General features: G+C 42.3%; 25 protein-coding genes and 1 tRNA gene. 17 read left to right on the top strand and 9 right to left on the bottom strand.

All coding sequences use genetic code 11. The features are described 5' to 3' along the window. Positions 1–151 precede the first annotated feature (151 nt). Positions 152–1,399, top strand: a complete 1,248-nt coding sequence (gene rocD, locus H9628_RS00400; RefSeq protein ID WP_251832141.1) for an ornithine--oxo-acid transaminase — start codon at positions 152–154, stop codon at positions 1,397–1,399. A 3-nt stretch (positions 1,400–1,402) separates the two neighbouring features. Further along, complete coding sequence (locus tag H9628_RS00395) at positions 1,403–2,176, top strand: glycosyltransferase family 2 protein (RefSeq protein ID WP_251832140.1); 774 nt, start codon at positions 1,403–1,405, stop codon at positions 2,174–2,176. A 4-nt stretch (positions 2,177–2,180) separates the two neighbouring features. On the opposite strand, the gene H9628_RS00390 is transcribed toward H9628_RS00395, so the two are convergent. Next, the gene (locus H9628_RS00390) at positions 2,181–3,050 is read right to left on the bottom strand and encodes a hypothetical protein (protein WP_251832139.1); all 870 of its coding nucleotides are present in this window, start codon (positions 3,048–3,050) and stop codon (positions 2,181–2,183) included. Positions 3,051–3,269: 219 nt separating this feature from the next. Here H9628_RS00390 and H9628_RS00385 point away from each other — a divergent pair, with 219 nt between their 5' ends. Genes H9628_RS00385 through H9628_RS00375 form a run of 3 tightly spaced genes read left to right on the top strand, consistent with a single transcriptional unit; the run spans position 3,270 to position 6,276 of the window. Continuing rightward, complete coding sequence (locus tag H9628_RS00385) at positions 3,270–4,238, top strand: glycosyltransferase family 2 protein (protein WP_251832138.1); 969 nt, start codon at positions 3,270–3,272, stop codon at positions 4,236–4,238. Beyond that, positions 4,235–5,287 carry a glycosyltransferase gene (locus tag H9628_RS00380; protein WP_251832137.1) on the top strand — a complete coding sequence of 351 codons (1,053 nt, stop codon included), beginning with the start codon at positions 4,235–4,237 and terminating at the stop codon, positions 5,285–5,287. Before H9628_RS00385 ends, H9628_RS00380 begins: the two co-directional genes overlap by 4 nt. Next, positions 5,284–6,276 (top strand): hypothetical protein, encoded by a 993-nt coding sequence (locus tag H9628_RS00375; RefSeq protein WP_251832136.1) that lies wholly within the window; start codon positions 5,284–5,286, stop codon positions 6,274–6,276. Before H9628_RS00380 ends, H9628_RS00375 begins: the two co-directional genes overlap by 4 nt. 14 nt (positions 6,277–6,290) lie before the next feature. Here H9628_RS00375 and H9628_RS00370 read toward each other — a convergent pair whose 3' ends face one another. Both H9628_RS00370 and H9628_RS00365 read right to left on the bottom strand, forming a co-directional pair. Then, a complete protein-coding gene (locus H9628_RS00370; RefSeq protein ID WP_251832135.1) occupies positions 6,291–8,363 on the bottom strand; it encodes a glycosyltransferase in 2,073 nt (690 codons plus the stop codon). Positions 8,364–8,378: 15 nt separating this feature from the next. Next, a complete protein-coding gene (locus H9628_RS00365) occupies positions 8,379–8,723 on the bottom strand; it encodes a phosphomannose isomerase type II C-terminal cupin domain (RefSeq protein WP_251832134.1) in 345 nt (114 codons plus the stop codon). 92 nt (positions 8,724–8,815) lie between these two features. Here H9628_RS00365 and gltX point away from each other — a divergent pair, with 92 nt between their 5' ends. After that, positions 8,816–10,330, top strand: coding sequence for a glutamate--tRNA ligase (gene gltX, locus H9628_RS00360; RefSeq protein WP_251832133.1), 1,515 nt, complete (start codon positions 8,816–8,818; stop codon positions 10,328–10,330). Between the two features lie 48 nt (positions 10,331–10,378). Then, a complete protein-coding gene (locus tag H9628_RS00355) occupies positions 10,379–11,335 on the top strand; it encodes an acetyl-CoA carboxylase carboxyltransferase subunit alpha (RefSeq protein WP_251832132.1) in 957 nt (318 codons plus the stop codon). An 80-nt stretch (positions 11,336–11,415) separates the two neighbouring features. Here the strand turns inward: H9628_RS00355 and H9628_RS00350 are convergent, their stop codons facing one another. Together H9628_RS00350 and rpmH are read right to left on the bottom strand one after the other, a co-directional pair. Beyond that, a complete protein-coding gene (locus H9628_RS00350; RefSeq protein WP_251832131.1) occupies positions 11,416–12,126 on the bottom strand; it encodes a cell division ATP-binding protein FtsE in 711 nt (236 codons plus the stop codon). Between the two features lie 176 nt (positions 12,127–12,302). Further along, the gene (rpmH, locus tag H9628_RS00345; protein WP_251832130.1) at positions 12,303–12,461 is read right to left on the bottom strand and encodes a 50S ribosomal protein L34; all 159 of its coding nucleotides are present in this window, start codon (positions 12,459–12,461) and stop codon (positions 12,303–12,305) included. 296 nt (positions 12,462–12,757) lie between these two features. On the opposite strand from rpmH, the gene H9628_RS00340 reads away from it, so the two are divergent. After that, positions 12,758–13,765, top strand: a complete 1,008-nt coding sequence (locus H9628_RS00340) for a DHH family phosphoesterase (RefSeq protein WP_251832129.1) — start codon at positions 12,758–12,760, stop codon at positions 13,763–13,765. 183 nt (positions 13,766–13,948) lie between these two features. Here the strand turns inward: H9628_RS00340 and H9628_RS00335 are convergent, their stop codons facing one another. The 4 genes from H9628_RS00335 to H9628_RS00320 form a co-directional block, all read right to left on the bottom strand. Further along, complete coding sequence (locus tag H9628_RS00335) at positions 13,949–14,731, bottom strand: alpha/beta fold hydrolase (protein WP_251832128.1); 783 nt, start codon at positions 14,729–14,731, stop codon at positions 13,949–13,951. A gap of 11 nt (positions 14,732–14,742) precedes the next feature. Further along, positions 14,743–15,249 carry a hypothetical protein gene (locus H9628_RS00330; protein ID WP_251832127.1) on the bottom strand — a complete coding sequence of 169 codons (507 nt, stop codon included), beginning with the start codon at positions 15,247–15,249 and terminating at the stop codon, positions 14,743–14,745. 63 nt (positions 15,250–15,312) lie between these two features. Next, positions 15,313–15,762 carry a D-aminoacyl-tRNA deacylase gene (dtd, locus tag H9628_RS00325; RefSeq protein WP_251832126.1) on the bottom strand — a complete coding sequence of 150 codons (450 nt, stop codon included), beginning with the start codon at positions 15,760–15,762 and terminating at the stop codon, positions 15,313–15,315. Between the two features lie 5 nt (positions 15,763–15,767). Continuing rightward, positions 15,768–16,214, bottom strand: a complete 447-nt coding sequence (locus H9628_RS00320) for a hypothetical protein (RefSeq protein ID WP_251832125.1) — start codon at positions 16,212–16,214, stop codon at positions 15,768–15,770. Between the two features lie 99 nt (positions 16,215–16,313). Between H9628_RS00320 and greA the strand changes: the two genes are divergently transcribed. The 9 genes from greA to H9628_RS00275 form a co-directional block, all read left to right on the top strand. After that, positions 16,314–16,784 (top strand): transcription elongation factor GreA, encoded by a 471-nt coding sequence (gene greA, locus H9628_RS00315; RefSeq protein WP_251832124.1) that lies wholly within the window; start codon positions 16,314–16,316, stop codon positions 16,782–16,784. A gap of 24 nt (positions 16,785–16,808) precedes the next feature. After that, positions 16,809–17,198: an HIT family protein gene (locus H9628_RS00310; RefSeq protein WP_251832123.1), complete on the top strand. Its 390-nt coding sequence runs from the start codon at positions 16,809–16,811 to the stop codon at positions 17,196–17,198. Positions 17,199–17,255: 57 nt separating this feature from the next. Further along, on the top strand, positions 17,256–18,437 hold the full coding sequence (gene clpX, locus H9628_RS00305) for an ATP-dependent Clp protease ATP-binding subunit ClpX (RefSeq protein WP_251832122.1): 1,182 nt from the start codon (positions 17,256–17,258) through the stop codon (positions 18,435–18,437). 88 nt (positions 18,438–18,525) lie between these two features. Beyond that, positions 18,526–20,502, top strand: coding sequence for a T9SS type A sorting domain-containing protein (locus tag H9628_RS00300; protein ID WP_251832121.1), 1,977 nt, complete (start codon positions 18,526–18,528; stop codon positions 20,500–20,502). A 16-nt stretch (positions 20,503–20,518) separates the two neighbouring features. Next, positions 20,519–20,734 (top strand): signal peptidase, encoded by a 216-nt coding sequence (locus H9628_RS00295; protein WP_251832120.1) that lies wholly within the window; start codon positions 20,519–20,521, stop codon positions 20,732–20,734. Between the two features lie 62 nt (positions 20,735–20,796). Then, the gene (locus H9628_RS00290; protein ID WP_251832119.1) at positions 20,797–22,074 is read left to right on the top strand and encodes a peroxiredoxin family protein; all 1,278 of its coding nucleotides are present in this window, start codon (positions 20,797–20,799) and stop codon (positions 22,072–22,074) included. A 104-nt stretch (positions 22,075–22,178) separates the two neighbouring features. Next, positions 22,179–22,252, top strand: a tRNA-Met gene (locus H9628_RS00285). 38 nt (positions 22,253–22,290) lie between these two features. Further along, complete coding sequence (locus H9628_RS00280; RefSeq protein ID WP_251832118.1) at positions 22,291–22,542, top strand: GIY-YIG nuclease family protein; 252 nt, start codon at positions 22,291–22,293, stop codon at positions 22,540–22,542. Between the two features lie 90 nt (positions 22,543–22,632). Then, on the top strand, positions 22,633–22,744 hold a 112-nt coding region (locus tag H9628_RS00275; protein WP_251832901.1), incomplete at its 3' end, for a GIY-YIG nuclease family protein.

Below are 22,744 nucleotides of genomic sequence, written 5' to 3'. Positions count from 1 at the left end.
ATCTACGCTGGTGTTTTTTTATCTAATTATCAATACGCTGCGTTTGCCGCATCCATCAAAAATTGAGTATTTTTGTAAGAATCATTGAGTCTTCAATGATTAAAAAATTGCGCTAAAAAAAGACGCACTTGAACCAAAATTTTAAAAAATAATGAACGCTACACAAAATCCCTCAAGCTATTATATCGAACTGGAAGACAAATACGGCGCACACAATTATCATCCGCTCCCGGTGGTTCTTGATCGTGGCGAAGGTGTTTTTGTGTGGGATGTTGAAGGTAAAAGATATTATGATTTTCTGTCGGCTTATTCGGCGGTGAACCAGGGGCATTCGCATCCAATAATCGTGAAAGCACTTACAGACCAGGCGCAGACCTTGGCTTTGACATCCAGAGCATTTCACAATTCCAAACTGGGCGAGTACGAAAAGAAGATCACGTCACTTTTCGGCTTCGATAAGGTTTTGCCGATGAATTCGGGTGCGGAAGCTGTAGAAACAGCTGTCAAACTTGCCCGAAAATGGAGCTATGAAGTGAAAGGAATTGCGGAAAACTCAGCAAAAATCATTGTTTGCGAGAACAATTTCCACGGACGCACGACGACTATTGTCTCATTTTCAAACGATCCGGATGCGAGCAAAAACTACGGTCCCTTCACACCGGGATTTATAAAGATTCCATACAATGATCTTGCAGCACTTGAGGATGTTTTGAAAAATGACGCGCAGAATATCGCTGCATTTTTAGTGGAACCTATCCAGGGCGAGGCCGGTGTGTATGTTCCGGACGAAGGGTTTTTGAAGCAGGCTTCAGCGTTGTGTAAACAGCACAACGTACTTTTTATCGCAGATGAGGTGCAGACCGGTATCGCCCGCACCGGGAGACTGATCGCGTGTCATCACGAGGACGTTCAGCCCGATATTCTGGTCTTGGGAAAAGCTTTGTCTGGCGGTATGTATCCCGTTTCGGCGGTGTTGGCCAATAACGAGATCATGAACGTGATTCAGCCGGGACAACACGGATCAACATTCGGAGGAAATCCACTCGCGTGCGCTGTTGCGATAGCCGCGTTGGATGTTGTAGCGGAAGAAAATCTGTCTGAACGAGCAGAAAATTTGGGACAGCTTTTCCGTGCTGAAATTCAAAAATTAATTGAGAAAACCGATTTGATCAGTGGAGTTCGGGGAAAAGGTTTGCTGAATGCAGTTCTAATAAATGACACACCCGAAAGCAAAACCGCATGGAACCTTTGTCTGAAACTGAAAGAAAACGGTCTTCTGGCGAAACCTACGCACGGAAACATCATCCGTTTGGCACCGCCGTTGGTAATTACTGAGGAGCAGATTTTGGATTGTGTTGAAATCATTTCAAAGACGATATCAGAATTTAACAAAGCTTAAATCTTGACGCCTAACGAAAAAATAAGCGGGTTAATTATCACGTATAACGAAGAAAAAAACATTCAGGAAGTTCTTGAATGTTTTGATTTTTGCGACGAAATCATCGTGGTAGATTCTTTCAGTACAGACAAAACGGTGGAGATTGCCTCAAAACATCCAAAAGTAAAAGTCATTCAGCATGTTTTTGAAGATTTCACCAAACAGCGAAATCTTGCGCTGCAGGCTTCCGCAAATGACTGGGTACTGTTCTTGGACGGTGATGAACGTATCACTACTAAACTGCGAGCTGAAATTATTAACGTTATCAATTCAGCCACCAAAAATGACGCGTACTATATGTACAGAAGCTTTTTTGTGGGACGGAAAAAAATCAGGTTTTCAGACACGCAGAATGATAAGAATTTCAGGCTTTTCCGCAAGAGCAAAGCGCATTATGTAGAACATAAAAGAGTACACGAAACGCTCGACGTGCAGGGAAGTACAGGTATTTTAAAGCACAAACTTCTGCATTATTCCTTTGAGAATTTTGAGCAGTTCAAATCTAAAATGTTGTCTTACGGCTCACTGAAAGGATCGGAATTGGCAGAAAGAGGGCAGCGATATTCAGTACTGACGCATTTCGGGAAGGTTGTATTCAAATTCGTTAAGACATATTTCCTGAAACTGGGTGTTCTGGATGGTGTAAACGGTTTGAAAATCAGTTACTTGCAAAGTCTTTACGTGCATGAAACTTTCCGCATATTAAAAATAAGGTCTGAAGTGTCTCTTAAGCGCTGATATTTTATTTCCGGATATAAACTGGCTTCAAATCTTCGTAAAAACTGTCTACAAACTTAGTCAGTTTACGTTGGGTGCTCGATTCCCGAACGCGGATGGGGATTTTTGTAAAATCCATTTCCTTCACTTCTTCGATGATTTTTTCTAAAGAATAGTGTTTCATGAACGCGACTTTAAGAAAGTTGCTGATGAGAGTATTCCATTGGTTTTTGTTTCCCCAATAATGTCCCACAACGTGGTCTGCCGGTTTAAGACTGGAGTACGCGTTTAGTCCCAATGAAAACGCGAACTGCTCAATCAGCCTGCGCGTGACACCGTCTGCGCACATCGCATCAGTGATATCTAAAGTAAGTTTGAGGCAGGCAAAGTTTTTATGTGAAATAGCGATCAGGCCTGCGTTCCACATCGCTGAGTTTTCGTCAATTTTAATCCCCGAATATGTTTTTCCCTGCATCTGCTGCCACATTTTACGTTCGGTTTTTGATTTTAACTTGGCCAGTTTACCTTCTTCGAGATGCATGAAGTTTTGGCCACTTTGCAGTTTAGCGCGCAACTCATCGGCATTTTCATAAAAAAACGTGTCACCATCAAGGTAAAGTAGGTCTTCATCCGGATACTTTTCCGCTACATGTTCAAGCGCTTTAATTTTCACCCGCCAAAAGAATTTGTGTTCGCCTTCCCATTCAGTGATTTTTTTACGGTCAATCGGGATAATCTCAATTCTTTCTCCAATCGAATTAAACAAATCTGGATTTTCCGCAACTACCAAGATGCGGTCATCACTCGATTTACGCGCCATCGCGGTGTGAATGGAGAAATAAACCTGCTGGTAATGATCTATTTTATCGCCGAAAACCAGATAAACAATATTCATTGATTCTTTTCTTTAAATTAGAAACGGAGTGTCATGCGCAAATGCCATCCAAAAGTAGTGTAAAAGCGCGGTTATCTAAAATTTGTGCGCCTTATTATTTTCCGTTAAATTGCATCATTAACCACCGCGAAAATCTTTATCTAAGGGAAAATCTCAACAATTATTTTTAATTAAAATTTACACCTTTTAATTTTTAAAAATTTCGTCAATCACCCTTGCATGGATAATTCTCCGCTGATCAGCCTTATCATCCCAATTTATAACGCCGCACACACGTTGGAACGGTGTCTCAGCAGTGTTGTCGGGCAAACCTACAACAACCTCGAAATTATTGTAGTTGATGATGGTTCGACTGATGAAGGCGCTGTAATTTATGAAGAATTCAGTTCAACTGACGGCAGAATAAAAATTCTCAGACAAACCAATTCAGGAGTTTCAAAAGCCCGGAATAGTGGCGTGGAAAGTGCGACAGGGAGCTACATTTGTTTCGTGGATTCCGATGATTGGGTGGAACCTAATTATTGCGAAAAACTGTTTTCGTTAATTCAAAATGAAGGTGCGGACATTGCGATTGTGGAAGCCGCCTACGAAGATGATGCCGGAAATGTCGTTTTCCAGAAACCGGTTTCGGACGAAAGTGTTTTTGACGGGCGAAGAGCGCTGTTGCTTTTACTGGAGGATGAGGTGATCCAAAGTCATCCGTGGGGCAAACTTTACCGGGCAGATTTGGTTCGTGACATTAAATTCCCGGAAGATCTGAAGTGTTTTGAAGATTATTCTACATTGTTTAAAATCTTCAATAAAGCGGTGAAAGTGGCAAAATCTAACGATCAGTTGTACCACTACATCCAGCATTCCGCCAGTCTCTCGCATAATCTTTCGCCCGAGACTGCCTACCAGTTTTATCTCGCGATCATGAAAGTGTACAGTTTTGGGAGATTCACGATGCCGCTGGAAGAAAAAAGTCCGGTTACCAAAAATATTATCCGCAAACTGCTGATGGTTTTGAAAAGAATCCTCAGAAATACAGACCATAATGAGATGGAGGCCGAAAAGGAAATCATCAGGAAATCTTTCCGCTCGTTTCTTCAGTATCCCATTACGGATATTGGTTTGGAATATTATTTTTATGTTCGGATGTATTATTTTTTCCCGGCGATCTATACAAAGTTGATTTCAAAAAAATGAAAGAAAAACCGCTCGTTTCCATCGTCGTACCGTGCTATAACGCCGCAAAATACCTCGCAGCGTGTGTAAATTCGGTGGTTGCGCAGGATTACGGGAACTGGGAATGCATTTTAATAAATGATGGCAGCAGGGATGAAACACTGGAAATCCTGATTGAGTTTGCAGCTCAAAATCCAAAATTAAAAGTTTTCACACAGGAAAACGCGGGTTTGTCTTCGACGCGAAACCGCGGAATCGAATCAGCAGCCGGAGATTTGTTGTTTTTTCTTGATTCTGATGATGTTTTAAGTACGGACGCGTTGCATATCTTGGTTTCTGCTTATGAAAATAACGATATTGTTTCCGGAATCACCGTCAATTCCACGTTTACGGATCATAAGATAACGAAGGTTTCGCACTTGCTGCATCCGAAAGAAGGCGATGTAACATTTATTAATGATGATTTCGAAGTTTTAATTCGCACGATGGAAAGCGGACTTTCGCCCGTAGCGCAAAACAGACTGTACCGCAAAGAATTTCTAGATAAGAACAATCTCCGTTTCAGGCCGGGCATTCTGCACGAAGATGAGCTTTGGTTTTTTGAAACAATGCTTGTGGCGCAAAATGTAAAGTTTGTCAATAAGGAAACCTATTTTTATAGGATTGACAATCAGGGTTCTATCACACAGAATGTCTCGGACAGGAATTTGGATTCATATATTAAGGTGATGGAAGAAATTGTTCAGAAGTACGCACGAAACCCGCGTTTTGGGACCGTCGCCGCGTGGTATGCCGTTTATATCAAAAAGATCTTCCTGGATTTTGCAATCCGTGAAGAATCGAAACTCAGTAGCGGAATATTTGAAAGGTTAGAATCTGCTTTGAAAGAGAGCTACGTAAGTTTGGATGGGAAAAATTTGCTTTCATTTAACAATTCGGTGTATTACCGCACGCTTAACACGCTGTCCCTGCAACCATTTCCAATTATTAAAAAATATTTCTTTAAAAATCCGGTGAACAGTTTGAGGAAGATAAAGCGTGTTCTTCAAATCCGCCAACTTCAAAAATGATGGAAAATCCCAAAAAATTTCTGCTGGTGATGCCCGATTATTCGGATTTTCCGGACCTTTTCATTAAGAATTTAAAGTTCTTAGGCTTTGAGACTCAGCTGATGACGGACAAGATTTCACCGTTTAAATATCAGCGTGCCGACAGGATCATCAATTTTTACCGTAAGACATTTTTAAAAGATAAGCACTTTAAAAAAAAGCTCGTGGCTGCTCAGGAAGAAAGAAAACTTTTGGAGTTGGCCAACCGCATACACGAAACATTTGATTATACATTGGTGATTCGGCCGGACGCTTTCCCGGTTTCGGTAATTAAAGAATTAAAATCTAAAAGCCGGAAATTCATCGCGTACCAATGGGATGGGATTGAAAAATTTCCTGAGGTAAAGAATTATTTTAAATTCTTCGATTCTTTTTTCTGCTTCGAAAATGTTCCCGGAGTGGCAAACATTCAAAAGACGACGAACTTTTACTTCGATTCTGATGGTTTTCAGGAAACTGATTTAATAGTTCAAAATCCGGAGCCCGTCTTCTATTTTGTAGGTCTCGATTGGGAAAACCGCCGCGAAAAGATCGATAAATTTGTAGAATTCGCGCTGTTGAACGGATTTAAACTCGATATTTATCTTCAGGAGTTTGATCCGAACCCGCTCAGAAATCCAAATATTAATTACATCGACCAGCGGATCACATTTGCAGAAAATATTGAGAATGTGAAGAAATCAGATGTTCTGCTCGATTTTATCGATCCACGGCATAATGGTCTGTCAATCAGGTTTTTCGAAGCGATGCGTTACCGCAAAAAAATAATTACAGACAATCCTGAAGTGCGCAATTACGATTTTTATTATCCCGATAATATTTTCATTCTCGAAAATGACAACCTCGCAGGAATCTCAGAATTTGTAAGTAAACCGTATTTCAATTTACCGGAAAACGTAGTGCGGAACTACAGTTTTTCTGAATGGATTAAACGGATTCTCGCCGATTAATGTTTTAAGTTTATCTAACCCAGGTTCGAAAGAAGTTCTGCAATATTTTCAGACTGATTTTCCGGTGTGAAATATTTTAATGCGCTGTGCGTGCCTTGATGCAGAATGTTCCAAAGATTTTCGTCTTCGTATAAGTGCAGGATATGCTTTGCGAAAGTTTCCGGATCTAAAACTTCAGCCACCAGCGCACTTACGCCTGACTCCAGTTTCATTCCTTCGATCCCAATGGTGGTGGAAATCACCGGCAGACCAAACTCCAGAGCCTGGCCAATTTTGCCCTTCACGCCGGCGCCGTAACGAAGCGGAGCAACCATGGCTTTAGCACTAAGGAAAAGATTGTCTATACTTTTTTGGTAACCTAAAATCACGAAATTCTCGGAATGTAAAGCTTCGAGTTCGGGCGGAACATTGTGTCCGACAATGAAAACTTTAATGCCGGAATTCTGCTTCCAAACCAACGGCATGATCTGATGGTAAAGGTACAAGACAGCATCAACATTGGGTTTATGGTTATATCCGCCAATGAAAATCAGCCCTTCGCGCTCGCTGAAAGCCTTCGTTCCAAGATGCGTCTTCAAAGAATGAATATTGCTCACCACGGCTATTTTCTCTGCATACAAACCGGTTTTTTCGAGTGTTTCTTTCTCCTTGTCGCTTATCGCAATTACCACATCGGCCGCTTTCAAGGCCGACTGTTCGAGTCGGCAAACCTTCTTTTCTTTCTTTAATGTCTTTTTGTCTTTGGTGAAATATTCTTTTTCCCGTTCAAATCTCAGATAGTGGAGATCAACTGTATCATAAATCACTTTTGCTTTGAAACCGACAGGTTTAATGAAATCTAAATAGTATTCGTAGCCTTCCGGACGGAAAATCCATATAAAATCCACTGTGTTTTTAATTTGTGAAAGTTGCGCAGACTTCCGCACGATCTTACCAGCCGGCGTGACGTAATCCTGTAAAAGCTCGACGCCTAAATCCTGAAACTGCTTAATGTATTCAGTATCACCTTCCCAAAATTCATTTTTTATCAGCAGATAAATTTTGTGATTATTTTTGACAAGGATTTTTACGATTTCGGTAAACCGGTTAGAACCCGAATCCTGATCGAATTTAGGCATGTATTCTTCCGTAATCAGGATGCTTTTGCAGTAAGCGGCATTATCGTTTACGCGATAAAATTTGTCGCCCGGCAGCCAGGTTTCTTCCAGCTTATTCTGCCATCTTTCGAAAAATATTGTGGAATTTCTCGCCATTAGGCTTTCCTTAGCAAGATTTGCGCTGCTGTAACTTACGTTTTCAAAATGAATCACTTCAGACCGCGGCTGATAATAAGTGTCAAGGACCTGTTCGTGCTTCAGCTTCATGCAGAAGTCATTCTCCTCGAAGTATGCCGGTGCATAGATTTCGTCATACAAATTCAGTTGGCCTGCTGCATTTAGTCTTTTAAAGAGTAAGCTGCATCCTGAGACATAATCTACCTTGCGTAAAAAATTAAACTGCGGAGCATCGATTGACTGTCCTGCGCCCCTGTTCACAATCATTTTATTTTTAAAGACAAGGCAGCCTGCTTCCTGAAGTTCATTATTGGGAAAGATTAGTTTTGAACCAACTGCTCCAACATTTTCATGGGTTTTAAATACATCAACTAAGGATTTCAGGTATCCTTCCTGCACTTTGGTGTCATTGTTAAGCACGTAGATAAAGTGTCCTGCAGCTTGCTTGATTGCCAGGTTCACGCTTTTCAGATAGCCGATGTTTTCGGTGTTTGAGATAAGCTTGACGCCTGATATCTGCGATAAAATTTGTCGGGTCTCATCTGTGCTGGCGTCATCTACAACGATGATTTCTTTCGCGATATCGTCTTCATGCTGGTAAATAGAGTAAAGGCAGTTGAGCGTGAAGGAAATCTGGTTGTACGCCGGAATGATGATACTCACTTCGGGGTTAGCTGTTTCGGGGAAAGAAGGCTGTTTATCCTGCAGAAACGCGGGGCTTTCTAATCGAGAAATAACCCGGCGTGCAGCTTTGATGAATTTTCTGTCGCGTTTATACTGCTTCAGTTTCTTTTTCAGATTTACAAACTTCATTGCAGTATCAGTGGTTTATATCCTTTTATAATCATCCTCAAGTCTCACGATATCATCTTCACCAAAATACGTACCCGTCTGTACTTCCACGAAAATCAGCAGGTCTGAGCCTGTGTTTTTTATCCGGTGGCGGGCGCCTTGAGGTATTGATATGCTTTCGCCATAAGAGAGACTGTGATCTTGGTCATCCAGTGTTACCACCGCGTTTCCCTGCACAACCGTCCAGTATTCCTGGCGGTGGTGGTGATATTGGTAAGATAATTTATGTCCAGGCTCTACTTCAATGCGTTTTAGTTTGTAGTGTGGCTCATCAGCCAAAACATAATATTTTCCCCACGGTCTGTCACCTACTTCAAGCATTTTTCACTAATTTAAATGCAAAACTAAATAAAATATCCCAACATTTTCAACCACTCAATTTTTACCTAAATTTGCACCTTAAATTTTCAGGTATGAACAAAGTAAGAGTGCGTTTTGCACCCAGCCCTACCGGGCCTCTGCATCTTGGTGGCGTGAGAACTGCCCTTTATGATTATCTTTTTGCTAAAAACCAGGGCGGCGAGTTCGTTTTGAGGATAGAAGATACAGATACGGCCAGATATGTGGAAGGTGCCGAAGATTACATCATGGAAGCGCTGGCATGGTGCGGAATTGTTCCTGATGAAAGCCCAAAACACGGCGGTCCCTATGCGCCGTACAGACAGTCTGAGCGCCGCGAGATTTACGATAGATATTTAGAACAAATCCTTAAAACAGATTACGCGTATCTGGCTTTTGATACGCCTGAAGAACTCGATGAGATCCGTAAAGAATATGAAGCAAAAGGTGATGTTTTCGCTTATAATTTCATCACGCGGAACCGGCTTAAAAATTCAATTACACTTTCCGAGGAAGAAGTGAAGCAACTTTTGGAGCAAAAAGTACCTTATGTTGTACGCTTTAAGATGCCTGAAAACAGAGTTTTAAATCTTGAAGACATCATCCGCGGCAGATTCTCCGTCAACACCGATACACTTGATGATAAAGTTTTGGTAAAGCAGGACGGAATGCCAACCTACCATTTTGCCAACATCATCGATGATCACGAAATGAAGATTTCTCATGTGATCCGCGGTGAAGAATGGTTGCCATCGCTCGGACTTCATTATCTTTTATATGAGGCAATGGGCTGGGAGAGACCTCAGTTTGCGCATTTGTCTTTAATTCTTAAACCTGAAGGTAAAGGCAAACTCAGCAAGCGTGATGGAGACAAATTCGGGTTTCCGGTATTTCCGTTAAATTTTAAAGATCCTGAAACCGGCAACGTTTCGAAAGGCTACCGCGAAGAAGGTTATCTTGCCGAAGCGTTTATCAACATGGTTGCGCTGCTTGGCTGGACGCCTGCAAATGACCGGGAAATCCTCTCGTTAGATGAAATGTCCGCAGAATTTGACCTGAATAAAGTTCACAAAGCAGGTGCGCGTTTCAATAAGGAAAAAGCAGAATGGTTTAACCATGAATATTTAAAACAAAAATCAGCTGAGGAAATCCTGCCTTTATTAAAGGAGGTTGAAGGTGCTGATTTCAGCAACTTCAGTGATGAAAAACTTCTCAATGTTATTTCTTTGATGAAAGACCGCGCTGTTTTCGTGAAAGATATTTACCGCGACGGAATTTTCTTTTTCGAAGCGCCTGTTTCCTATGACGAAAAAGCAGTGAAGAAAGCGTGGAACGCTGACGCAAAAGATGTTATGATGAAATTCGCGTCAGAGCTGGGAACCGTAGATTCTTTTGAGCACGACACACTTAAAAATAAAATTCAGACTTTCGCCGAGAGCAATGGTCTTGGAATGGGAAAGGTGATGATGCCGCTGCGTCTGGCAATCGTGGGCGAACTGAAAGGTCCCGATGTGCCGGAGATTCTGGAGGTTTTAGGTCTTGAAGAAAGCGTAGCAAGAATTCGAAATGCAGTGAATAATATCGGCTGATTTCTATAAATTTCCCTAAATTTGAAAGATTAATTCTTAACCGAAGCAATGGAATACCTAAATTTTGAACTTCCCATCAAAGACCTGATGGATCAGTACCAGACCTGTTCTTTGGTAGGTGAAGAAAGCGGCGTAGATGTAAAACTTGCCTGCTCTCAAATTGAAGATAAAATCACCGAGAAAAAGAAAGAAATATACGGCAACCTTACGCCGTGGCAGCGCGTGCAGCTATCGCGTCATCCGGATCGTCCTTATACGCTCGATTTCATTAAAGGAATCGTAGATAATGACAGTTTTCTTGAACTTCACGGTGACCGTAACTTTGCGGATGATCCGGCGATGATCGGCGGTTTGGCTACTATTGACGGTCAGCGCGTGATGATCATCGGGACGCAAAAAGGTCGTACTACCAAAGAAAGACAGCATCGCCGTTTTGGGATGAGTAATCCGGAAGGTTACCGCAAGGCACTTCGCCTGATGAAGTTGGCGGAAAAATTTAGAATTCCAGTAATATCATTGGTTGATACACCGGGAGCTTATCCAGGTCTTGAAGCAGAGGAACGCGGTCAGGGAGAGGCAATCGCAAGAAATATTTTTGAAATGACGATGCTTAAAACTCCGATTTTCGTGTACGTTATTGGCGAAGGAGCAAGTGGTGGTGCATTGGGAATTGGTGTTGGAAACAAGGTTTATATGTTAGAAAACACGTGGTACACCGTTATCGCACCTGAAAGTTGTTCGTCGATCCTATGGCGAAATTGGGATCATAAGGAAGATGCAGCTAACGCACTGAAACTGACTCCGCAAGATGCTTTGCGCGAAAAATTCATTGACGGGATCATTCCCGAGCCGCTTGGTGGAGCTCACTACGAACCTCAGGTGGCGTTTGATAACCTGAAAACTTCAATCCTTCAGAATATCAAAGCATTTTCGGCATTCAGCGGGAGAGAGCTCGAAACTCAGCGCCAGGACAAATTCATCGCGATGGGTCAGTTCAAAGGCTAAAGATTCGGTTTAGACAATACATAAAAAAATCCTGCAGAATTATTTTGCAGGATTTTTTATGTTTAATTATTTCCAGTTCTTTACTCGAAAAGTTCCATTGTATTCAGCACAGTCACTTTGCCGTCTTCACAGCGAATCGCTTCACCCGGGAAGTTTTGGATCATGTGATAGTCATGCGTCGCCATCACCACCGCCGAATTATTTTCAAATGCAACCTGCTTCAGCAGAGTCATGATTTCGTTGGATGTTTCCGGGTCGAGGTTTCCGGTCGGTTCATCGGCAAGAATAAGTTCAGGATGGTTCAGAAGCGCGCGTGCGATCGCGATACGCTGCTGTTCACCACCCGACAGTTCGTGTGGCATCTTGTGTTTTTTAGATTTCATTCCGACACTCGCCAACACCTCGTTGATACGGTCATCAATCTTTGTTTTGTCATTCCAGCCGGTAGCTTCAAGAACGAATCTGAGGTTTTTTTCCACTGATCTGTCCGTCAGCAGCTGAAAATCCTGGAATACGATGCCGAGTTTACGGCGCAGATTGGGTACGTCTGAGGCGCGAAGATTTTCAAGATTAAAACCTGCAACATGGCCCTGCCCGCCTGAAAGTGGGATGTGGCCGTAAAGTGTCTTGAGTAGTGAGCTTTTCCCCGAACCGGTTTTCCCGATGAGGTAGCAGAAGCGGCCCCGTTTTATATTAAGATTCACGGCATTGAGAACCGTGAAATTTTTCTGCGCTATTTTGGCGTTATTTAGCTGTATTACATCGTGACCTTCGTGAGAGGAGTGTGGCATAATGCTTCTTTATTATTTAAGTAAAAACCCGTAGAACCGGGCATTGTAATGATTAATGAATTACATTCAAAAATAAATAAAACTTTCCTGAAGAAAGCCTAATTGGCAAATTTTAACAACAAAAAATGCCTGAAAAATCACTTTTCAAGCATGTTTTTATATGATAATTTCTGAGGTTATCTCTTAGCGCGAACTCCGCTAATGCTTAAACTCTTTCTGCCTTTTGCTCTTCTCGCTGCCAGAACTCTTCTTCCGTTAGGCGTCGACATTCTCTCTCTGAAACCGTGTTTGTTTCTTCTTTTTCTTTCGGATGGTTGGAAGGTTCTTTTGCTCATTGCTAATATTTTTAAGTATAAACGCTGTCTTATTTTTCAGACTGCAAAGATAACGAAGTTTTTATTTTCTGCAAATATTAATCAATAATTTTTAAGACAATATTGATTTTCATTTCGTGTAAACGGTTTTCCCGCATCGTTGCGCTGGGTCCGTGCATTATTTACCAAGGCATCCGTCTTTGCGAGTGCAAATTTAAATTAAAATTTGTTTTAAATCTGGTTTTGAAATGTTCTTTCCTATGGAGGCTTGCATATTAAAAACTTATATTTGAAATCTCAAAAAAATAAATAAACACATGTTCACGTCTTCTGAGTTAGCCTCCATTAAAAATATACTTACACCGGACAAAAATATTGTCATTATTACGCATTATAATCCTGATGGTGACGCAATTGGCTCCAGTTTAGGCCTTAAACATTTTCTCCGTCAGTTAGGAATTGAAGCAGAAGTGATCGTGCCGAATGACTTTCCGAAGTTTCTTAAATGGATGCCGGAAGCCAAAAAAATTATCATTGCAGATTACAAACGCAAAGTTGCAGGCGAAGCTATATACAACGCCGATATTATTTTTATTTTGGATTTTAATGCCTCCCACCGCAGCGGAAATCTTGTAGGTCCGTGGCTTGAGAAGGCGCGCGCTACCAAAATTCTGATCGATCACCATCAGCAGCCCGACGATTTTGATTTTGTGTATTCGGATGTTACGGTTCCGGCCACCTCGCAGATGATCTATCATTTCATTCAGGCACTGGAAGAGGAAGATAAAGTGAATCAGGATATCGCAGAATGTCTTTATACCGGTATCATGACAGACACCGGCGGCTTCAGATTCCGCTCTACAAGCGCCACAACGCACCGGATTGTTGCTAATTTGATTGAAAAAGGTGCCGATCCCGCGATGATTACTTCAAATACCTGGGACACTAACACGGTTTCCAGACTGCATTTGCTGGCGCTGATTTTAGGCCGAATAGAAGTGGTGAAAGACGGTAAAGTAGCTGTTTTATATTTAAAAAGAGACGAACTGAAGCAGTATGGTTTCCAGAAAGGCGACACAGAAGGGTTTGTTAATTATGGTCTCAGCATTCTCGGGACACAGGTTTCGGCCTTTTTTATGGAAGATCTTTATGAAGATTTCATCAAGATCAGTTTCAGGTCCAAAGATCATGTGGACGTCAATCAGTTTTCAAGAAATCATTTCAATGGCGGCGGACATATCAACGCTGCGGGCGGAAAATACTTTAAAGATTTAGAAGGAACCATCGAAGATTTTAAAGAAAAAATCGAGGACGAAGATTTTTAGTAATCCGCCAACGAGGCGGCGTATACCAGCAGACTCACCGCCAAAACATACAGAAACGCGATAAAAGCAGTAAACTTCCAGAAGGTTTTTAGGCCCATTTTTGTCAAAAACGTTGTAGATTAAGGGGATTGGGATGAAAAATAGTGAAAGAAGCGCTGACAATATCAGAATGCCGATTCCCATTTAAAACACCAGGTTTTTAGGCAAATTGTGCAGAAGTTCTGTATTGATTATTTCGGCACAAATTGAAGGCTTTTCCCAGTGTCCGTTGTGTCCGCAATCGAGCAGATAAGATTTGATGTTGGTTTTGTCGGGCAACTGACGCAATATACTCTCGCTTTTCACTGCACCGTCATGCTTTCCGGCAAGTACAACAATTTTTCCCGGAAAAGACTGCAGTAGTTCCGATTTGTCGGTGCGCTCTATCATCCCTTTCACTGCGGCCAAAACGCCTTCTACGGGAGTAGTGAGCGCGATTTCTTTTGCCATTTCGATCTTGCCTTCTAAAATATCTTTTTCATTTTGGCTGAAAAGATTCGGTATTCCCGCCCTTGCGTAAGAAGGATAAGATTCTGCAATCACACGCAGACTTTTTCGCCGCTGTTCCTTTTTTTCATCATCGTCTGCCAGAAAGCTTGAGAAAAACAGCGTGAGCGATTTCAGCATTTCCGGATTTTTTTCGGCAAATGCCAGCGCGGTGTAGCCTCCCATAGAATGTCCAAGCAGATGGAAATTTGAAATACTTAAGCTGTCCAAAGTTTCTTTCACCTTTTCCGCCATCAGTTCCATGGTGTGTACTTTCGCATAAATTGGTGATTTTCCGTGGCCCGGAAGGTCGATTTTTATGAGCGTGAATTTTTCGGAAAGTCGGGGTTCCATTTCACTCCAGATGGTGCTGTTTTCCATAAAACCGTGGAGCATTACCAGTTTTTCTTTGCCGCTGCCGGCTATTTCGTAGTGAAGCATATCGTCTGAATTTATTTGAAGTAAATGTCGATGTAATCGATGAATCCGTCGGAATTTACCTTGTTTTGAAGTCGGTAAAAGTTGCCTGTTCCTTCGTTCAAGAATGTTGTCTTTTTATTCCGAACAAAAGTTTTGCCGTTAATTTTCTGCCTGATCTCCCCATCGAAATTTAAATGTCTCTCCGATACTTTAATAATTTCCCCGTTCACAGAAACTTTGTTCCTTCCTGCCGCCGCATTTCCTGAAACTGAATAGGTATCACGGTACGTTTTTTCAAATTTTATATTTCCGGAAAACGGTGCCACACCATCCGAACTGAATGTCAGGCGGTGGCTGCCGCTTTCGTCTTTGAAGATATTTTGCTGATTGCGGATCGCGATACTGTCATTCCACTTCCTGCGTTGTGCGTTGATGGAGTCAATCCGCAGCTGTTCAGCTGAAACGATCGTTTGAGAAGATTTTTCAGGTTTGCAACCAATAAGAAAACATGATAAGATCAGGAAGGAAAGAATTTTCATCCGCGTTTTTTTTAGTTAAAATCAAATATATTTAAAATTAACTTTCGCGGTGAGATTTCTGCTTTAATTTTTGGTTTTAGAATCCATCACGATCGTCACCGGACCGTCGTTGAGCAGTGAAACTTTCATGTCAGCGCCGAAAATTCCGCTTTCGGTTCTTAGGCCCGATTTCGTAATTTCTGTTTTGAAATATTCAAATAACGGCATCGCTTTGTCCGGTTTTGCCGCATTTATAAATGATGGGCGGTTGCCTTTTTTGTAATCTGCGATCAGCGTAAACTGGCTGATACAAAGTATTTCACCTTTAATATCCTTAACGGAAAGGTTGAGTTTGCCCTCATCGTCACCAAAAATCCTGAGGTTCAGAATTTTCTGCACGAGCCAGTCAATATCTGCAGTCGAATCGTTTTCATCGATCCCTACCAGCAGTAAAAGTCCGTAACCGATTTCACCGGCAACAATTCCGTCCACCGTCACATCCGCCTGTGAAACTCTTTGAATGACAGTTTTCATTAATTTTAATTAAAAATAGTAAGAATACCACTTGGATCGAGGTTGTAGCGATATGTTTTAGGTGAGATCTGCGCGTTTTTGATTGGTTCACCGGTGATTAGGATCCATTCGGCGCCATCTTGCGGACAAACAATGCGGATGCCGTTTTCTACCCGCAGCGTGGTGTCGTTTCCGGGGCAAAGGTGCGGTGCATTGCGGTCATAAATTTTGAATCCGTTGGTGGTCCGCACTACGATAAGGCCACGTGTCCCGGCCTGCTGTTCGTTTACATAAATCCATCCGTTCACATTTTGCAGCTCATAATAAGCGGGAAGATTGAGGTTCAGAATCACGTTTACCGGAACATCGGGAAAGCAGCGCACAGTTTCTTCCCTTTCGCGGCAAGATGATAGGATTAGTAGGCTGAAAATGAGTGCGATTGCAGAAATAGCGGACGAAATTTTCACCGTCATTCGAAATAAATTTATATATTTGTAAAACGAATTTACACAGAAATGATTGTCCGGCAAATGTCGGATTATTTTTTTATACTCACCTTAAACACATTTATTATGGCAAGTTATGTAACCAAAGATGGTTTAGATAAAATGAAGGCAGAACTGGAGCAGCTTGAAACCGTAGAGCGCCCAAAGATTACCCAGCAGATCGCTGAGGCGCGTGATAAAGGCGACCTTTCTGAAAACGCGGAGTATGATGCGGCGAAGGAAGCGCAGGGCATGCTTGAGATGAAAATTTCGAAGCTGAAAGACTTCATCGTGAATTCTAAGGTGATTGACGAGACACAACTTGATACCTCCAAAGTATCGATACTTACCACTGTTCGCTTACTAAACAGCGCTACAAAAACTGAGCAGAAATTTACACTGGTGCCTGATAACGAGAGCGACCTGAAATCGGGCAAAATCTCGGTTAACACACCGATTGCCAAAGGACTTTTAGGTAAGACCGTGGGTGAAACAGCAGACATCGTGCTGCCGAACGGAAATAAACTTTCGTTCGAAGTGCTCGAGATTTCACTTTAATTGTTTATTTAAACAGTACCGGCCATGAGTTCAATATTTTCCAAAATTATCGCAGGTGAGATTCCATCTTATAAGGTTGCCGAAGACGACCGCCATCTTGCGTTCCTGGATGCTATGCCCCTAGTTGAAGGGCACACGCTTGTCATTCCGAAGCAGGAAACCGATCTGATTTTTGATCTGGAAGCGGATGACTTTAAGGAACTTTGGGCTTTTGCACACTCGGTTGCCAACAAAATGAAGGTGGCTTATCCTGGCAAACGTATTGCTGTAGCTGTGGTGGGCCTAGAGGTGCCGCATGCGCACATTCACTTGATCCCGATCAGTTCAATGTCCGACATGAATTTTGCCAATCCGCGTCTTACTCTTTCAAAGGAGGAATACATGGCGATTCAGCAGCATATCGTCGGCGCTTAAAAATTTTTTAAGTTTTGCTTTTTAGCGGAACTACTTTATTAAACTCTACTATATTTTATGAATTCGAACCAATGTTCATTCTGCGGAAAGAAAAGAAAAGATGTACAAATCCTTATTTCCGGCAATGAAGGTTTCATATGCGAAAACTGCATTGAGCAGGCACACGCAATCATCAAAGAAAACACCGCGACAGATTCTTATTCTCCGGCGGACAGCATGGCTGAACTGAAAAAACCAAAAGAAATAAAAGCATTTCTCGATCAATATGTCATTGGTCAGGATCAGGCTAAAAAGCAACTCTCCATCGCTGTTTACAACCATTATAAAAGACTTCTTCACGCCAAAGACGAAAACCGCGAGATTGAGATTGAAAAATCTAACATCATCATGATTGGTGAAACCGGAACGGGAAAGACGCTTCTGGCTAAAACCATTGCGCGTGAACTGAATGTTCCGTTTTGTATTGTAGATGCCACCATTCTTACCGAAGCCGGTTATGTGGGCGAAGATGTGGAAAGCATACTTTCGCGCCTGCTGATGGTAGCGGATTATGACGTGGAAAAAGCTGAGCGGGGTATTGTATTTATTGATGAGATCGACAAAATCGCGCGCAAGTCAGATAATCCAAGTATCACACGTGATGTTTCGGGTGAAGGTGTTCAGCAGGGACTTTTGAAACTTTTAGAGGGAAGCATCGTAAATGTGCCGCCACAGGGTGGGCGCAAGCATCCTGACCAGAAATACATCCAGGTTAACACACAGAATATCCTGTTCATCGCGGGCGGTGCTTTTGATGGGATTAAAGAGATCATCGAGCGCAGACTCAATAAGCAGGCGATTGGTTTCAGTGCCGAAAAACTGGGTAAAACTGAAGATGAAGATTATATCTTAAGTCAACTGAATGCGATCGATCTGCGTAAATTCGGTTTGATTCCGGAGCTCTTAGGCCGTTTCCCGATCGTCACTTATCTTGAGAAGCTTACCAAAGAAACGATGGTACGCATCATGCGCGAACCTAAGAACTCAATCATCAATCAATTTGTAGAACTTTTCAAGATGGACGGTGTGAAACTGGTTTTCACTGATGAAGCCGTGGAAGCTATTGTGGCTGAAACCATGGACAAAGGTTTGGGTGCCCGTGGCCTGCGCGGAACTACGGAAAAGGTGCTCGAAGACTTTATGTTCGATATTGAAGCACAGGATGAGATTATTCTTGATTCCGAAACGATAACCCTGTAATCTTTTCATTTATTCTGTTGTGTTTGCCTGAAAATAAATATATTTGTATTGGGTAAGGTTTTCCTTGCTTAAACACAAACACAATAAGATGAAAAAAAATTTACTACTGATATCGTTTTTAACGATAAGCATTCCCGTATCAGCTCAGGTTCTGATGAACGTAAACAAGGATGCAGTAGTTTTCGTCGCCGAAAATACACTCGTGTATAACGGCGGTGGACTGCAGACCAGGGATACAGGGCTTTTTGATGTTCGGGGAAACGTGATGATCCAAGGCTCCGCTTCTGATGTCTTTAAAACACTGAATGCAGCGGGAACAGCTGACAAGACCGATGGCGGAAACTTTATTCTCCGGTTAAACAATCCCGTGAACCATTCTTCCACTTCAAGTCCTTCCACGTACGGGCAACTGCACATTCAGGGCCTTACGCAGGGTGCAAACTTGACTGCTGTGGTAGACAAAGAGTTCCGTACGTCCAAACACGGTACGTATCAGCAGATTTCATTGCCTTTCTACAATAAAGTGATTTCGTCACTGTCAGGTGCTACAAACGCAATCGGCACATTTGGGAAAACGTTTTCAAATAGTCGCTATAGCCAGGATGAAGTGCTTACCTGGAATAACGCCACTGTTGTATCTGCAAATCTTCCAGTCACTTCACTTACGCCGAAAAGTACAGCCTACTATATGTTTGGCTCAAAGAATTTCGATTCCGGAAATCCTCCTGCTGCAATGCCCGCCAATGCGCCCGTTGCAAATGGAAGTGTATACACCGTAAAAGGAGTTCCGATAGCAAACGGCGTGAATGAACTTCTGAAAGATGCTGCTTTGGGTGTTAATTTCGGCGTCGGCGGTAATGCGAGAAACGTCTATAACGAAAGGTACAGCTCCTATCTGCAGGATAACTGGGATTTTTCTACCAATTTGTGGACAGGGACATTTGGCCGCAATATGTATCAGTTTGGTAACCCATATCTCACAAACCTCGATTTAGGTATGATCGGCATTGTGGAAGCGGGTACCACTACGGACAACAACGCATTGTCGGCAATTCAGGGGATTCGCTATGATCCCGGTACGGTGCAGTCTACTCCTGGTGGCGCGACCTATTCTACGGGAGCTAAATTCATCAACTTTACTTCAGGCTCGCCCGTTCCGGTGGGTGACGTAGGTCTGATCATCAAACCCATGCAGACATTTGTCATTAAAATGAGAGATAATGCAGCTGAATCCGGCGGTAACCGCACTTTGTCTTTTGATAATTTAAGGAGGTTTAAAAATACGCCGCGTACATCCGGTAATTATTCAGTGAATGCCAGATCTTTAGGCGGTTCGGTAAAACAGTTGGGCGTCATTGCACTGGATGAATTCGGCGAAGAAATGTCACGAACTTATTATGCAGTGTATCCTACAGCGGTTTCAGGTCATACAACAGATGCTACCACGCAGTCTACACTTGGAAGTGACAATATTATCGGTACTTTCGAAGAGAACGCCACGACCGGTGGAATAGATCCGGCTTTTTCTAATGCATACTGGCTTTACATCAATGAAGCTAATGAAGCAAACTTTACAGGCAAAGCCGTTCCGCTAGCGCTGTACAGCACCGGAATTAAGTCCTTAAAATTTGAAATCAGAGAAAATACAGAGTTGCTTACGGACGGCACTCATGCACTCTCCACCGGTATCGGATTTTACTTCCGGGATATTAACGGTGTTGAATCTGAGATCTTTCAGAACCAAATTGTTCCCGTTACCGGTGACCAATACAGTTTATATTACGGCAAACCACAGCAGGTCCTGGGCGCCGGCGGCGCGGTGAAACCTTCACGCACCATGGTGGTCTTCAACAGGGCCGCTGATGCGTATGTAGTTCGTTTTGATCCGGCATGGAAGAGAGCTACCGTAAACGTTTACGACCTGAGCGGTAAACTGGTGATTTCGGGCAAAGATGTGAGCACAGCTGAAGATTTCAGGCTCGATCTTTCTAAAAACAGTTCAGGTTACATAGTGACGGCTGTTTCAGAAACCGGTGAAAAAATGAGTTCGAAAATCGTCAGATAAAACTAAAACACAAATTATGAAACTATTAAATAAAATATATTTATTCCTATTTACCGGAATAAATGCGGTGATGAACGCTGAGGTGCCTCCGGCTCCGCCGGGCGGTGGCGGCGGTGGAACCGGTCCGGGTGAACCGGCTTCTCCTATTGATCTGTATGTATATGTCTTAATTTTTATTGCCATATCCTTAATTCTACTTTTCCAGCATAAAATTCAACGCAAAACAGCTTGAGACAAAACTTTCGAAACCTCAAACTCACCGCTTTATCCGGTGAGTTTTTTTATATTTACGGTATGAAAAAAGTTTTTGCAATTGCAGGTCTGATGGCTGTAAGCAGCCTTTCAGCACAGTTTAAAATAAATATCGAATCCGCTGCTACTTTTACTCCAAAAGAAGTTTATCTCTATACTCTGAACGGTTCGAAGGATATGCTTTTCACCAAAGCAGTCCGCAAAGAAAATACGTGGCAAATCTCCGTTGATAAGCCATACAGCGGAATGATGAAACTGTATTTTCCTGAAGCGAATGCCTCGATCAATTTTATTTCTGAAAACCGTGATGTGAAGATGAAATTCGATGCTGACAAGGGAAAGATCAGCAACATCCAGTACCTTGATCAGAGCAACGCGCTGATGAACTCACTGCAGGATGCGCAGCAAAAACGTGAATATATACTTCCGGCGCTTCATCAGATTAAAGAATACTATCCGCCGTCGTCGGATTTCCGGAAAGCCCTGGAGACAGAGATTGCACAGCTTTCTATAAGTGCGCAAAGCATGGCGGCCAATCCGTTTGTGAGCTATTACCAGACGAATTATGCAAAATTTGTAGACAAGAAAAATGCTTCTTCACTGACGCATAGTGAGATTATAAATTTCCTCTCAAATACAAATGATCTCCTCGAAACATCATCGCTTCTGCGACCTGTTTTGATCTCATATTTAAATGTAAATCCGGGTGCAGATCTGAGTGCGGACGTGGATAAATTGCTAAAAGCCGTAAATACCGAAACACCGCGCGGGCAGACCGTTTTGTCTGAACTAATTGAGATTTTCGACATTTATGAAATGAAAGATCTGAAGGACAAATATCTTACAGAAGCCAAAAACCTGAAGTGTACGATCAATGAACGTTTGTCTAAAACCATCGCTACCAATGTGAATACAGAAGTCGGCGCTCAGTTTTCAAATTATGTCTTCAATCAAGCCACCAATACCACGGCAAAATCTGTTTATGATGTAAAAGCCGACCGGAAAGTTATTGTATTCTGGGCATCCACATGTTCTCATTGCGAGGCCGATTTACCGAAACTGATCGAGAAATATAATGCGATGAAAGCGAAGAAAATCGAAATTATTGCCTTTTCGCTTGATAATGACAGAGACGCATACAATAATAAAGTGAAAAGTCTTCCCTGGATTAATGATACTGAACTCAAAGGCTGGTACAGCACTGTAGCAGAAAAATATAATGTTCACGCCACGCCTACATACTTCGTGCTCGACGCTTCAAATAAAATCATCGCGAAGCCGAGCCATGCGGCAGATGTCATCAGTTATTTAAGTCTATAATTTGTTTGCTGAGTTCCAAATTATTTTTATCTTTGCACCACTTTAATCGGCGAGGCAGTTTGATATGGTTTTAAAACAGGAAAACTCTTCACGAAAAAGCTTTTGGCGAGGTAGCTCAGTTGGTTAGAGCGCAGGATTCATAACCCTGAGGTCACGGGTTCAATTCCCGTCTTCGCTACACTTTAAAGCCCAACATTTGTTGGGCTTTTTTGATATATGGATGAGTTTGTAGTTTATATTTTATACAGCACGAAATATGGTCGCACCTACGTGGGATTCACGCGCGATTTAATCAGTAGATTTCATTCGCACAATGAATTTTCGAAAAGAGGTTTTACCATAAAATACAGGCCTTGGGAAGTTATTCATGTCGAATTTTTCAATACAAAAGGCGCAGCAATATCCCGAGAAATTTGGCTGAAGTCCGGTGTTGGGAGGGATTTGATAAAACAAAATGTGAAATATTAGCGCAGCATTCATATCCGCCGCGGCGGACAGGGCTCAATTCCCGTCTTCGCTACACTTGAAAGCCCAACATTTGTTGGGCTTTTTTGATATATGGATGAGTTTGTAGTCTACATTTTATACAGCCGGAAATATGGTCGCACCTACGTGGGATTCACGCGCGATTTAATCAGTAGATTTCATTCGCACAATGAATTTTCGAAAA

The sequence above is a fragment of the Kaistella pullorum genome (genome assembly GCF_014837035.1).
In the GTDB taxonomy this organism is placed as follows: domain Bacteria; phylum Bacteroidota; class Bacteroidia; order Flavobacteriales; family Weeksellaceae; genus Kaistella; species Kaistella rhinocerotis.
Note: the sequence above shows the minus strand (reverse complement) of the source record. Positions and strands in the feature narration are given on the sequence as shown.